The sequence below is a fragment of the Bacteroidota bacterium genome (assembly GCA_039111535.1).
GTDB lineage: Bacteria > Bacteroidota > Rhodothermia > Rhodothermales > JAHQVL01 > JBCCIM01.
Map to the genome: position 1 here is coordinate 1 of JBCCIM010000175.1, position 13598 is coordinate 13598.

Sequence of the window (13598 nt, forward strand, 5' to 3'; positions counted from 1 at the left end):
GCCTAACTCCTGAAAAAATGACCAAATCCTGTGGGATTGGGTCGGTTACTGGTTGAAGGTTTTCCGTTTTAGTCGAGGTTAGTCTTCAGTTTGCATCCTGGCGGCGATGTGTTCTGCTTCGGTCCAGGCGCGCAGGTAGTTGTCTGACCATAGTTTTGCGATTTCAGCTTCAGTATAACCACGTTTGACCAATTCGCGGGTCACGTTAGGCGTCTCACTTGCGTCATTCCATTCCTGAACACCGCCGACATCAAAATCCGAGCTAATGCCTAACTCCTGAAAAAATGACCAAATCCTGTGGGATTGGGTCGGTTACAGGTTGAAAGTTACTGGTTGAAGGTTTTTGGGTTTGCTCGGGGTTAGTCTTCGGCTTGCATCCTGGTGGCGATGTGTTCTGCTTCGGTCCAGGCGCGCAGGTAGTTGCCTGACCATAGTTTTGCGATTTCAGCTTCGCTATATCCACGTTTGACCAATTCGCTGGTCACGTTCGGGGTTTCACTTGCATCGTTCCATCCCTGAACACCACCGCCGCCATCAAAATCCGAACTAATACCTACGTAGTCAATGCCAAGCAAAGCTACGGCATAGTCGATGTGATCAACGAGGTCGCTCACGGTCACATTATCGCCACCTTTCAAGAAAGAATCGAGCGTAACGATGTTGATGACGCCGCCTGTTTCTTTGAGCGCCAGCATGGCTTCGTCGCTCATGTTGCGTGAAACGTTGTGAAGCCCTTTGACGCTTGAATGTGAGGCAACAATAGGCGCTTTTGACAACCGCGCAGCTTCCATAGCCGCTTCCATCGAAATATGTGAGACATCAACCATAATCCCCACGCGGTTCATTTCCGCGATCACCGCTTCTCCAAACTCGCTGATGCCGTTATGTTCGGTTGCGCCATCTCCAAACCGTTCACGAGGATTACAGGAATCTGAAATGTCGTTATGGCCGTTGTGCGCCAGCGTCATGTAGTGCGCACCGAGGTCTTTGTACTTTTTGAGCAGCGACAAATCTTTGCCGATCACAAAACCGTTTTCGATAGCAATGGCCGCCACAAGTTTGCCGCTGTCGTGAATCCGGCGGACATCAGCAGCGGTAAGCGCTACCTCAATATCGTCTGGGTACATCGCAGCCATGCGATGGATCGCGTTAAATTTGATCATCGCGTCCGCTTTTGCCTTTTCATAATTTGCGGGCGTCCGTGCTTTCTGTCCGACATACACGATGAACGTGCCCACATCAAGCTTTCCCCGTTTCATTTTGGGGATATCCATTTGCATATCACCTTCAACACCCGGGTCGACTTCCGGCGTAGCAAAATTGAAGGGAATGTCGTCGTGGGTATCGAGCGTGAGAATACGCTCATGCAACTCTTCGGGCGTAGCGGCAACCGGCTGGACTTCTGCGATTACTTCCTGGGCTTCTGCGACTGTTTCCTGGGTTTCTGTGGTTGCTTCCTGGACTTCTGTATTGTCGCTGCAAGCGGCACTGAACAGAAAAACCAGGGCCAGGGTCCAGCATGAAATAAGTCTGTCGTACATCTGTTAGTTTGTCGATTTAACCTTATTGGTTTTCATCAGGAGGCCCGCCGATCAGCTATGGGTACTGATATAGAGATGAAAGGTAATTCATCAATATACCATTTTGCGGTATTTGAAGGTTGTAAGCGGGAGGGTTACATTATGGGCCGGCTACTTTTTTGTTTACCACCCAGTACACCCTATCGCTGTACGAACAGAAAAGTCCCCGTCACGCACGCACTACAGTTACCAATCCAATAAATACCTATGCGTAACCTTCGTCCCTTTGCCTCCCTCACGCTCTTTTTTGCGCTGGTCCTGACCCTGGGTGCCTGTCAGCCAGCTTCAGATGCACCAGCAGAAACAGCCGCCGAAGCAACCATCGGTGTCACACTCCTTACGATGACCCACCCGTTTTTCCAGAACCTTGCGACTGGCCTGGAAGAGGGTGCTGCATCAAACAACATGACGGTTAGCGTAAACTCGGCAGAGTTCGACGTCGCGCGGCAGCGCAATCAAATCAGTGACTTCATTGTGCAGGGCGTAAGCGCCATTGTTATGAGCCCCGCAGACTCCAAAGCCATCGGAACGGCAATCCAGGAAGCCAACGACGCCGGCATTCCTGTTTTCACGGTAGACATTGCAGCACTCGCTGACGACGTAGAAGTTGTTACCCATATTGCTACCGATAACTATAGCGGCGGCCGGCTTGCTGCTGAAGCAGTGCTCGAAGTCCTCGGCGATGCTGGCGGCAAAGTAGCCATTATCGATCATCCTGAAGTAGAATCGGTTATCCTGAGAACCCAGGGGTTTGCAGAAGTGGTTGCTGAATCAGGCGGTGGCAATGTAGAAATTGTGGCGCAGTTGCCTGGCGGCGGCGTGAAGGACAAAGCCTTCCGTGTTGCAGAAGACATCTTGCAGGCCCACCCGGATCTCGACATCATTTTTGCCATCAACGACGATACGGCGCTCGGTACGGTTGCCGCAATCGAAAAAGCCGGCAAATCCGGCTCGGTTCAGGTTGTAGGATTTGATGGCACCCTCGAAGCCCGCCGGGCGATCCGCGACGGGAAAATTTACGCAGATGTTATTCAACACCCACACACGCTGGGCACCATGTCGATTGACGCCATTGTCAAGTACATGAACGGCGAAGAACTGCCGGCAGAGCAGCTAATCCCGGCTACTCTTTACCGGCAAGCAGACGCGGCGGCTGATCCGCTTATTGCTGAAGACGAAGCCAGCGAATAAGCCAACCGCTGTTTCTACAATCCAGCAAACTCACTGTATTCAGCGATTTAATTGATAGCGTACTATGGCGGACCAGCAAGCTGCGGCCCTGCTGTCAATGGCAGGCATTGAAAAATCCTTTCCGGGCGTGAAGGCGCTCAAAGGCGTTCAGCTCGACCTGCACAAAGGAGAAGTGCACGCGGTTGTTGGTGAAAATGGAGCCGGCAAGAGTACGCTGATCAAAGTGCTTGCCGGCGTGCACATTCCAGACACCGGCGAAACGATGATTGAAGGCAAAACCATGCGCTTCACATCACCGCTGGATGCCCAGGAAGCTGGTATTGCTGTCATCTACCAGGAATTCAACCTCGTGCCGGCCCTCACGGTGCGGGAAAACATTCTGCTGGGGCACGAGACCTCTAACTGGGGCTTTTTTGCAAAAAAGGAAGAAGCCCAAAAAGTAGCCGCCCTCTTCGAGCGGATGAACGTAAAGCTAGACACCGAAGCGGTCTGTGCCGAGCTTAGTGTGGCGCAACAGCAATTGGTCGAAATCGCAAAAGCCCTGTCTACTGGAGCCCGCATTATTGTTATGGATGAGCCCAGTGCCACCCTGACAAACCAGGAAGTTGACAAACTGTTTGCCATCATCCGCGACCTGCAAAGCCAGGGCATCGGTATCATTTACATCAGCCATCGACTCGACGAGATTTTCGAAATATCCGACCGGGTAACTGTATTGCGCGACGGGGAATACATCGGCACAAAACCCGTTGCAGAGGTGAACCGCGAGATGCTCATCGAAATGATGGTGGGCCGCTCCATCGAGAACGAATTCCCCAAAGAGGCAGCCACACTGGGTGATGTCCGGCTGGCTGTTGACGATCTTGCCCATGCAGCCGATGAACCCGGTGCAACCTTCCAAGTACGGGCTGGCGAAATTCTCGGCCTCACCGGATTGGTTGGCGCCGGCAGAACCGAACTGGCGCGGCTTGTTTTTGGTGCAGATCGCGCAGCACGCGGCACCATTTCGCTCGATGGCAAGACACTAAAAATTGATTCTCCCCTCGACGCCATTAAAAACGGCATTTGCCTCCTCACAGAAGACCGAAAAGCCCAGGGCCTTGTCCTTGGCCTATCCTCTCGGGAGAATTTTGCACTACCCAACATGGGTAATTGGTCAAGTTGGGGATTTGTAGCCGGTCAACAGGAGCGTTCCCGATTTGCCAGCTACGTAGATAGCCTGAAAATCAAAATTTCGCATCAAGACCAGCTTGCCCAGAATTTGTCGGGCGGTAACCAGCAAAAGGTGTTGATTGCGCGGTGGCTCGAATCAAACTCGGATGTGATCATCTTCGACGAACCTACACGGGGCATCGATGTTGGTGCCAAGTACGAAATTTACCTGTTAATGAATGAGTTGGCCGCTGCCGGCAAAGCTATCATCATGATTTCGTCCGAATTGCCGGAAGTGCTTGGCATGAGTGACAGAATTCTTGTTATGCATGAAGGCCATATCAGTGGCGAAATTACTGATGTTGCATCTGCCACACAGGAGCAGATCATGGCCCTCGCCGTTGGCGCTGAAGCCGTAAGCTAACCTGCCCTCCGTTGCGTACCCGTAACCCACTCGTTTTGATGAAAAGATATTTGCTCCTGATTGCGTTATGCATCACAAGCTGCGCAACGCCATATGACACTGACCCTCCGGCCGATCCTGGTGAGATGGAGGACCTTGGTGTGCTTGTTTTTACAAAAATTGCCGGTTTCCGGCACCCCTCCATTGCAGGCGGTGTTGTGGCGCTCAAAGAACTGGGTGCTACACAAAACTGGACCGTCATCGAAACACAAAATGGAGCTGCATTCAATCCTACCTACCTGAGCAGGTTTGACGTTGTGGTATGGTTGAGCACCACGTGGGATGTGCTAGATGAATCGCAACAAGTGGCTTTTGAAACCTACATGGAAACAGGCGGCGGCTTCGTTGGCATCCATGCAGCGGCAGATACAGAATACGATTGGCCTTGGTTTGGCGAAACGCTTCTGGGCACGTGGTTTACCACCCATCCCAATTTTCCGAATGTCAGAATGGCGGATGTCATCGTTGAAGACACCACGCACCCTGCAACGGCGCATCTTCCCCCTGTTTGGCAGCGGGAAGATGAATGGTACAGTTTTGCTAACAACGTGAGAGACAATCCTGACTTCCATGTTTTGGCCTCTGTTGATGAAAGCACATACGGAATTGGCGAAAATGGTATGGGCGACCATCCGATCATCTGGTGCCGAGAACTGGGCGACGGCGGCAGGGCCCTGTATACCGGACTTGGGCACACAGAAGCCAGTTTTCAGGAAGAAGCTTTCAGATCCCACCTGGTAGGCGCCATTCACTGGGCCGCCGGCCTGGCTGACTAACATGACCAACAACTTATAACGGCAAGCAAACCAGGACACCCATGAAATTGCTGCGACTCTTTTTCAGCATTGTTGTTGTGACTATCCTCGTCTGGATAGTTGTGTGGCTGCTCATGGGGCAAGACCTGAACCTGTTTGCACGGATGGTGCTCCCGATCCCCATCGTGGTTACCGTTGTTGCGAGCGCGCTGATCGCGGGGCTGCTTGCCGGCTTGCATCGTATGGCATCCGGACATTGGATGGCCGCTTTCCCCAACCTGATGTGGTCTACCTGGACTTTTGTCACGATAGGCTTCATTCTGCTCATTGTTGCCACTACAGGATAACTGCCTGAGCTGAAAAACAATCGCCAACACCCCCTTACCCTTATTCCCGAATCGAGTTTTAGTAGTATGGCTGGTTTCAACATCCAAAAGGTGCTCTCGGATTATGGCATGCTGATCGTGCTGATCTTGCTTTGCGTTTTCTACTCCATCAGCACCATGACCGAGCAGAACCCCCGGGGAGCTGACGGTGCCGAACAGGTTGCAGAAATGCTCGCAGGTGAATACGACACCTCGAGCCGTCTTCTTGTTGTTTCCAAACTCAATGCGGAGCACCAATTGTTTGCCAGCCGGCTCACAGAACTGCTGACGTCAAAAGGGTATGATCGAATTGAAACGATCCAGGGCGAACCGCCGGCAATCCGCGCTGCCCTTGTTAACTTTGATTCAACAGGCACCGCATTCGACGCCCTGCTGATGCCGCAGGATTACACAACCATTGTGGGCAACATCAAAAACAGCGTGCCGTCAATGTCTGCGGCGCCTGTTGTCGCACCACGGAGTTATCGGTGGCCAACCTTTCTGCTGGCAAACAACCTCCGCAATGTCGCAAACCAGATTGTGGTTATCGCAATCATCGCTGTGGGCATGACCATGGTTATTATCACAGCCGGCATCGACCTTTCTGTGGGTAGTTTGATCGCGCTTTCTGCTGTTGTTGCCGCGTGGCTTATCCGGGAAATGGGCGGCGCAGATGCCACCTTTGCAACTATGCTATTTGCATCCACTGTTGCCATTTTGATGGCCGGCCTTGTGGGCTTTGCTTCTGGTATAACCATAACCAGGTTCAAGGTGCCGCCGTTTATTGCAACCCTTGCGGTGATGCTGGTAGCCAGCGGTTTTGCCTACATCATTTCCCGCGGTGAATCGATTTACGAAATTCCCGACTCCTACGTTTGGCTGGGCCGGGGGGCGGATCTGTTCTCTATTCCCAACGCCGTCATCCTGATGGTCATCATCTACGCGCTTGCGCATATTCTGATGACCCGCACCACACTTGGGCGATACATTTACGCGGTAGGTGGCAACCCGGAAGCCGCGCGCCTTTCGGGCATTCGGGTTAACCTGGTTTTGCTTTTTGTATACACAGTCTGTGGAATGATGGCCGGCCTCGGCGGCATTGTCCAGGCTTCGCAGCTCAAAAGTGGCGCGCCAACCTATGGACTCCTCTATGAGCTCTACGTGATCGCTGCTGTAGTTGTGGGTGGCACAAGTCTGCAAGGCGGTGAAGGCCGCATCATGGGCACCTTGATCGGAGCATTTATCATTGCAGTAATCCAGAATGGCATGAACCTGACCGGTGTAGAAAGCTACACACAAAAAGTTGTGCTCGGCTTTGTTATCCTGCTGGCTGTACTGCTGGATATGCTCAAAAAACGAAACTGGGGCAAAAAGAAAGCAGCCACCCCTGCATGACATTGGTATGACAACACAACCTGCCTGGTGGAAAACGGGTGTCATTTATCAGATTTACCCGCGCAGCTTCAAAGATTCGACGGGCAATGGAATTGGCGACTTGGCCGGCATCATCGAGCAACTGGATTATTTTACCGACCAGATGCCGGTTGATGTGATCTGGCTCTCGCCATTCTACCCCTCGCCAATGGCCGACTTCGGGTACGATGTTTCAGATTACACCAACGTCCATCCCCTCTTTGGCGACCTGGATACGTTTGACAAACTGGTCGATGAGGTTCACAAACGTGACCTGAAGATCATTATCGACTTTGTCCCGAATCACTCTTCAGATCAACACGCCTGGTTTATCGAATCGAGATCGTCGCGTGACAACCCAAAACGCGACTGGTACGTGTGGCGTGATGCAAAGCCCGGCGGCAGTCCGCCCAACAACTGGATCGGCGTGTTCGGCGGCTCTATGTGGGAATGGGACGAGGCAACCGGCCAGTATTACCTGCACTCTTTTCTGAAAGGACAACCCGACCTGAACTGGCGCAACCCGGAAGTCAAAGCCGCTATGTTTGATGCGATGCGGTTCTGGCTGGACCGCGGCATCGATGGGTTCAGAATTGATGTCGCCCATCATTTGATGAAAGATCCACTCGAACGCGACAACCCGCCAGTAGATGACACCGTTGTGATGCGGCACAAAGCCATGGGTGAATACGACTTGCAAATGCACGTCAACGACGTCGCGCATGCAGACATCCATCCTCTAATGCGCGAATTCCGTGCACTTTTGGATAGCTACAGCGCCACACAGCCGCGTTTTGCGGTGGGTGAAATTCATGATTTCAACTGGGAAAGCTGGGCGTCTTATTACGGCGAGAACGAAGATGAATTGCACATGCCGTTCAACTTCCTCACCCTTGCAGCGCCCTGGACAGCAACAGGTATTCGCGACATCGTTTCGGCAATGGAAAAAACCATTCCGCCAACAGCCTGGCCCAATTACGTGTTGGGCAACCACGATGAAAAGCGGCTTGCCACCCGATATGGCCAGGAAAACACGCGTTTGGCAGCGATGTTACTGCTGACCCTGCGGGGCACGCCCACGCTGTATTATGGGGATGAAATAGGCATAGAGGAGGCCATTATCCCACGTGAGCAACAACAGGACCCATGGGGCTTGCGCGCAGAAGGCTTGAGCCGTGACGGATGCCGGACGCCGATGCAATGGAATGATTCAGCCGGCGCCGGCTTCTCCAGCACCATACCCTGGTTACCGGTACATCAAAATAAAACAACCAAAAATGTAGCCACACAACAAGAAAACCCTCGTTCTCTTCTCAACTTTTACAAAGCACTACTCCTGACCCGAAAACAACATCCAGCGCTACATATTGGTAGCTACAAGCCATATAGGGACGCCCCTGCAAACTGCTTTGGGTATTACAGAACGTACAACGAACAACACCTGCTTGTATTGCTCAATTTTTCCGATACCGCCTTGCCTTGCAAACTACCATCTAACGCAAATTTGCTGCTTTCAACCAAATCTGGAAGGCGTGCGCACATCACATTTACAGAAATTACGTTACAACCCAGAGAAGGAGTTGTATTTGACCTGGGTTCGTTTGTAGGCTAATGGTCCTGCCAGACCAGTTTTTCATGCCTATGTACCCCGCCCCACTTACCCGTACGGATGTAGTATCCCATTTTATTGCAGTATGCCTACTCAGCCTGTTGGCCGCTTTGGTTGCGCCCCTGCACGCGTTTGCCCAGGCTGATGACACCATCGATATCCCCAAACTCGCCGGTCCCATCACACTTGATGGCCTGAGCAACGAGCCGGGCTGGGAAGCCATCTCACCGTGGATTCCATCCCAATACGAACCCGACAATGGCGCCCCACCCACCGAACGGACAGAGTTTCGTGTGGGTTATGACGATGATTACCTCTACCTCTCCCTGCGCGCATACGACCGCGATGTGACAGGCATCCGCGCCAACACCTTCTACCGCGATCAGCTGGCCGGCAGTGATCATTTTGAAATCATGATCGACACGTTCAACGACAACGAAACCGGCCTGATTTTCACCACAACGCCTACCGGCACGCGCAACGACGCAGCTATTTTCAATGATGCATCCGGCGGTGGCATTGCATCCGGCGGCTGGATCAATGGCGACTTTAATACCTTTTGGGATAATGCAACGACCATCAATGAAGAAGGCTGGTTTGCTGAAGTGCGCATACCGTTTTCCAGTCTCCGCTTCCAGCATGTTGATAATGCTGTTGTCATGGGCATCAACGTGAACCGCAAGGTTGCCCGCAAAACCGAGCGCGTTGTTTTCCCCGCAACCCCCACCGTTGCCAACTGGGCATTCCTGAAACCCTCACTTGCCCAAAAAATCAGGCTAAAAGGCGTAAAGCCACATACCCCACTTTACATCACGCCCTATGTACTGGGTGGAACGGGGCATGAAAACGCGCTTAATGAATCGGCGTCTGCCTATCAGAAAAACACAAACTCAACCGGTGACCTGGGGATAGACCTGAAATATGGCATCACAGACAACCTTACCGCTGACCTCACCATCAATACAGATTTTGCCCAGGTAGAAGCAGACAATCAGCAGGTTAACCTTACCCGTTTTTCACTGTTCTTCCCCGAGAAGCGCCAGTTTTTCCAGGAACGCGCCGGCGTTTTTGACTTCCGCACGGGTGGCCTTAGCCGACTCTTCCACAGCCGGCGCATTGGATTAACAGACGCAGGCACACCCGTCCCGCTCATCGGTGGTGCGCGACTTGTGGGCAGGGTCGGTAACTGGGACCTTGGCTTTATGGATATCCAGAGCGCACGCTCGGGCGACCTACCATCTGAGAACTTTGGTGTGCTGCGGCTTCGGCGGAATGTATTTAATCCGTATTCCTACGCCGGCGGCATGTTCACCAGCCGGCTTGCTGAAGATGGCACCTACAACGTCGCTTACGGCCTCGACGGGGTGTTCAGGCTTTTTGGTGATGACTACCTGACTCTGCAGTGGGCACAAACGTTTGAGGACCAGGCCTATTCAAGCCTGACCAATGGCCGGCTGACCGCACAGATGGAACGCCGGACGCGGAATGGATGGGGCTACAGCAGCATTGTCGCATGGGCCGGCGCAGATTACAATCCGGGCATCGGATTTACCCAGCGCAACAACTTCACCCTGCTCGACAATTCAATTTCCCATACCTGGATCGCGAACGAATCTTCTCCCCTGATCTATCACCAGCTGTTCATGAATGGCGAGGCGTTTATTCGAAATACAGATGGTACGGTTGAATCAGCAGCCGTTGGGCCGGCATGGGAGTTCAGTCAGAAAAATGGGGGCGGTGGAGACATCTCCGCACAGCTCCGTTATGAAGATCTGCGCGTGCCTTTTATTTTGTCTGGAGATTCAGATAACCCGGCCACGGTCCCTGCCGGTAGCTATACCTTTTTCAATCTCGAAGCGTCTTATCACGTCTCCCATACGAGCCTGTTGCAGTTGCGTCCACAAGCCGGCATCGGGTCCTTTTTTGATGGATGGCAGTTTACCTTTGGCGCACGGCCCGTCTGGTACATCTCCAAATATCTCGAACTCGGTGGCAGCTACAGTTTTAACCACATAGCTTTCCCCGATCGTGGGCAGTCTTTTGATGTGCACATTGCCCGGCTACGCGTGCGTACGGCGCTCAACACAAAGCTTTCCACCAACGCGTTTCTGCAATACAACAGCGTAACCCGCTCCGTCTCAACTAATGTCCGTTTCAGATACAACTTCCGGGAAGGCAACGACCTCTGGATTGTCTACAACGAAAGCCTGAACACCGAAAGGCACCGGCTTTTGCCCATGCTTCCGCTTACCGATAATCGTACTTTTTTACTCAAATACACGCATACGTTTAGCCTCTAAAGGCAAAAAATCAATCCGTAGGACTTATTTTTTGCTGTTGAAGGTTGCAAGTTTAAGGTTGAAGGTTTTTTTTCGCCGGCCATTCATTTTTCCCAAGGGCCTGGAACTGAAGCACAATTTGTAATATTTGTTTGTTTCATGTAGCCCGCTTACAGACTAATGCTGACGTGTTCTAACATTTTTTCCTCAACCTGCGACAGTTTGGGACGATTTTAGCAGCAGTTACCCATTCCATCTTTATTCGCTCACAACCTACCTGATACAACCGGGATCATGCGCACAAAAACAGCTGCTGGCAGTCCCCTGCTTGTTTTCATTCTACTGATTGTCACGTCACTCGTGGCCTTCTCCCAAATGCCATATGGTATCGATGCTGCAGCCCCCATCGGTGCGTATTTGGATGGCGCATTTCCTGATGCAGCACCCGATGAGAATACGGTGTTACCGCAGTTCCTCTCGGAAACGGGTGCCTTTACAGATCTTGAAACGCTGACACCGCGCGCCGGCTTCATCCCTTATACCCTCCGGCAACCGTTCTGGAGTGATGGTGCGGAGAAAACGCGATGGGTTGCCATCCCAAACGACGGTGCGCATGATTCGGCGGCAGAGCAAGTGGTCTTTAGTGAAGAAGATGCCTGGACCTTCCCGGCCGGCACCGTGGCCATCAAACACTTCGAATTACCCACGGATCACGCGGATCCTGCTAAAACCAAGCGCCTCGAAACGCGATTCAATATCATTGCAGCAGATGGGTTGATGTATGGCCTGACCTACAAATGGAATGATGACGGCACCGATGCCGTATTGCTGGAAGGCGGACTCAAAGAATCGATTGCGGTTCGCACACACAACGGTATTGAAATTCGCTCCTGGGAATACCCGGACCGCATGGCGTGCCTCGCGTGCCACCAACCCGTATCCGGACAAATACTCGGCCCCAACACACGCCAGCTCAACGGCGATATGTACTACGACGCCACAGACCGCACGGCAAACCAGTTGGCGACATGGAATCACCTCGGCATTTTCACGGTACCGCTCGACGAAAATGAACTCCCGGGTTATCTCACATCTGCCTATCGCGATGAGGCTGACACAACACTTGAACACCGCGCGCTTTCTTATCTGGATAGCAACTGTGCGTACTGCCATCGTCCGGGTGGCACCTACACCGCGCAATTTGACGCACGCCTGGCCGTGCCGCTTCCAAATTCAGGAATCATCAATGGCTTTGCGCTGAACAACCTGGGCATTCTCGGCAGTGCCATCATCGTACCGGGCGACACCAGCCGGTCGCTTATCTACCAGCGCATGAAAAGCCTCGAAAACCAGGTAGCCATGCCGCCTGTCGCCAAAGGCCGCGTCGATTCGTTAGGACTGGCGCTCATTGGTGAGTGGATTGTGAGCCTCGGATCGCAAACATCAACAGACGACGAGGCCAGCATCCCCCAGCGTGCGTTTATTGAAAGCAGCTACCCAAATCCGTTCCAGCATCAGACAACGGTGACTTTCGCCGTAGAACGAACAGGACAGGTTGATATCCAGCTATTCGACACCAATGGCGTTGCTGTAAAGTCCCTGCTTAGCCGCACCCTGGAGCCCGGCCGGCATACGGTCGAGCTTTCTAGCGATGACCTCGCCAGTGGCACTTACTTCGTCCACATCCAGACAACAGCCAGCATGGATACGCATCCGGTCACGGTTGTACGTTGAAAGCGTTATATGTTATACACTTCGACATTCAAAATTCGGTGTTCGATATTCGAATCCCCACCCCGCTGTACTCAAAGGTTATATAACGAGTAGCTTCAAAACAGCGCATCATGCGCCAAAAGTACATGGCAATAAATTTGGGCACAGGGTATTGTTAGACCGATCAGTATTAAACTCGAACACCTATACGGTGAACTCAATGGAAAACAATACAAATAACGCTGAGCCCGTTGCAAGCAAAGCAATGAATCGTCGCGCTCTCCTGAAGAAGGCCGGCTGGGTATTGCCTGTAATCGCTGCGGCGCCGTTAATGCATACGGCATCTGCTGCGAGCACAGTGAATTGTGACGCCCTTTTACAGCGGCGTGACATGCACAGAAAGAATCACGATAAAGCCTCATACGACGACATCCAGGCTAAACTGGATGCCAACGGTTGCCCTTGCTAATGCCCTGCACGGAAAACCGCGTCTGTAGCTGAATTGAATGATTCAGAGAAATTTTAGTCCACGCTGGCTTCGCCGGCGTGGACTTTTTCTTTGTAGAGGGTTTTGGGGCTAAAAGCCGGCGTGACTGTTCGCCAGTAGCACCAGCCACCCCGCCTCCTCCAGTCATCCCCAGCTTGACTGGGGATCCACAGGCATGCCACATGGCCTACAGTTTTTACCGAGCACTATCGCCGTCCCGGTGGATGCCCAATCAAGTTGGGCATGACGTGATGAGAAATTCTGTATGCAATCCCGATTGATCTAAGATATTGGTCAAGTCCGGCTCCACTTGATTGGAAGGCATTTTACCCCATTCGACATCCCTCCCACAACCCTACCATCCTCAACCTAACACGTCATTCCAGACTTGATCCGAAAACCAGTCCTCAACCATCCCAACGGGATCCAGGATCAGATCCCACAGGCGTCTTTAGTACCGGACAAAACATGAGAAGACAGTAAAAAAGAGACGGAGTTCTTTGATTAGCTTATTGGTGAAGAAACCAACTAACCTGAAGCCCCCCGTCTCATCATGGAGATTACTACATTAGTGACTCGCCTGCAATCCTA

10 protein-coding genes and 1 pseudogene are annotated in these 13598 nt (G+C 52.4%); 9 read left to right on the top strand and 2 right to left on the bottom strand.

The features are described 5' to 3' along the window. Positions 1-78 precede the first annotated feature (78 nt). Positions 79-273 (bottom strand): annotated as a pseudogene (locus tag AAF564_20970) (membrane dipeptidase). A gap of 86 nt (positions 274-359) precedes the next feature. After that, the gene (locus AAF564_20975; protein MEM8488036.1) at positions 360-1541 is read right to left on the bottom strand and encodes a dipeptidase; all 1182 of its coding nucleotides are present in this window, start codon (positions 1539-1541) and stop codon (positions 360-362) included. Positions 1542-1787: 246 nt separating this feature from the next. Between AAF564_20975 and AAF564_20980 the strand changes: the two genes are divergently transcribed. The 9 genes from AAF564_20980 to AAF564_21020 all read left to right on the top strand — a co-directional run bounded on the left by AAF564_20980 (position 1788) and on the right by AAF564_21020 (position 12989). Continuing rightward, positions 1788-2771 (top strand): substrate-binding domain-containing protein, encoded by a 984-nt coding sequence (locus tag AAF564_20980; GenBank protein ID MEM8488037.1) that lies wholly within the window; start codon positions 1788-1790, stop codon positions 2769-2771. Positions 2772-2835: 64 nt separating this feature from the next. Then, entirely contained in the window at positions 2836-4347 is a 1512-nt protein-coding gene (locus tag AAF564_20985; protein MEM8488038.1) for a sugar ABC transporter ATP-binding protein, read from the top strand. Positions 4348-4385: 38 nt separating this feature from the next. After that, on the top strand, positions 4386-5162 hold the full coding sequence (locus AAF564_20990; protein ID MEM8488039.1) for a ThuA domain-containing protein: 777 nt from the start codon (positions 4386-4388) through the stop codon (positions 5160-5162). 41 nt (positions 5163-5203) lie between these two features. Next, positions 5204-5488, top strand: a complete 285-nt coding sequence (locus AAF564_20995; GenBank protein MEM8488040.1) for a hypothetical protein — start codon at positions 5204-5206, stop codon at positions 5486-5488. 66 nt (positions 5489-5554) lie between these two features. Then, a complete protein-coding gene (locus AAF564_21000) occupies positions 5555-6901 on the top strand; it encodes an ABC transporter permease (GenBank protein MEM8488041.1) in 1347 nt (448 codons plus the stop codon). Positions 6902-6908: 7 nt separating this feature from the next. Beyond that, positions 6909-8531: an alpha-amylase family glycosyl hydrolase gene (locus tag AAF564_21005; GenBank protein MEM8488042.1), complete on the top strand. Its 1623-nt coding sequence runs from the start codon at positions 6909-6911 to the stop codon at positions 8529-8531. Between the two features lie 23 nt (positions 8532-8554). Beyond that, a complete protein-coding gene (locus AAF564_21010) occupies positions 8555-10828 on the top strand; it encodes a DUF5916 domain-containing protein (GenBank protein MEM8488043.1) in 2274 nt (757 codons plus the stop codon). Positions 10829-11101: 273 nt separating this feature from the next. Continuing rightward, entirely contained in the window at positions 11102-12541 is a 1440-nt protein-coding gene (locus AAF564_21015; GenBank protein ID MEM8488044.1) for a T9SS type A sorting domain-containing protein, read from the top strand. 199 nt (positions 12542-12740) lie between these two features. Then, positions 12741-12989, top strand: a complete 249-nt coding sequence (locus AAF564_21020) for a hypothetical protein (protein ID MEM8488045.1) — start codon at positions 12741-12743, stop codon at positions 12987-12989. The last annotated feature ends 609 nt before the right edge of the window (positions 12990-13598 follow it).

Excerpts from the sequence above, each read along its gene's own strand:
- AAF564_20975 (MEM8488036.1), bottom strand. The coding sequence starts at position 1,541 with ATGTACGACAGACTTATTTCATGCTGGACCCTGGCCCTGGTTTTTCTG.
- AAF564_20980 (MEM8488037.1), top strand. The coding sequence starts at position 1,788 with ATGCGTAACCTTCGTCCCTTTGCCTCCCTCACGCTCTTTTTTGCGCTG.
- AAF564_20985 (MEM8488038.1), top strand. The coding sequence starts at position 2,836 with ATGGCGGACCAGCAAGCTGCGGCCCTGCTGTCAATGGCAGGCATTGAA.
- AAF564_20990 (MEM8488039.1), top strand. The coding sequence starts at position 4,386 with ATGAAAAGATATTTGCTCCTGATTGCGTTATGCATCACAAGCTGCGCA.
- AAF564_20995 (MEM8488040.1), top strand. The coding sequence starts at position 5,204 with ATGAAATTGCTGCGACTCTTTTTCAGCATTGTTGTTGTGACTATCCTC.
- AAF564_21000 (MEM8488041.1), top strand. The coding sequence starts at position 5,555 with ATGGCTGGTTTCAACATCCAAAAGGTGCTCTCGGATTATGGCATGCTG.
- AAF564_21005 (MEM8488042.1), top strand. The coding sequence starts at position 6,909 with ATGACAACACAACCTGCCTGGTGGAAAACGGGTGTCATTTATCAGATT.
- AAF564_21010 (MEM8488043.1), top strand. The coding sequence starts at position 8,555 with ATGCCTATGTACCCCGCCCCACTTACCCGTACGGATGTAGTATCCCAT.
- AAF564_21015 (MEM8488044.1), top strand. The coding sequence starts at position 11,102 with ATGCGCACAAAAACAGCTGCTGGCAGTCCCCTGCTTGTTTTCATTCTA.
- AAF564_21020 (MEM8488045.1), top strand. The coding sequence starts at position 12,741 with ATGGAAAACAATACAAATAACGCTGAGCCCGTTGCAAGCAAAGCAATG.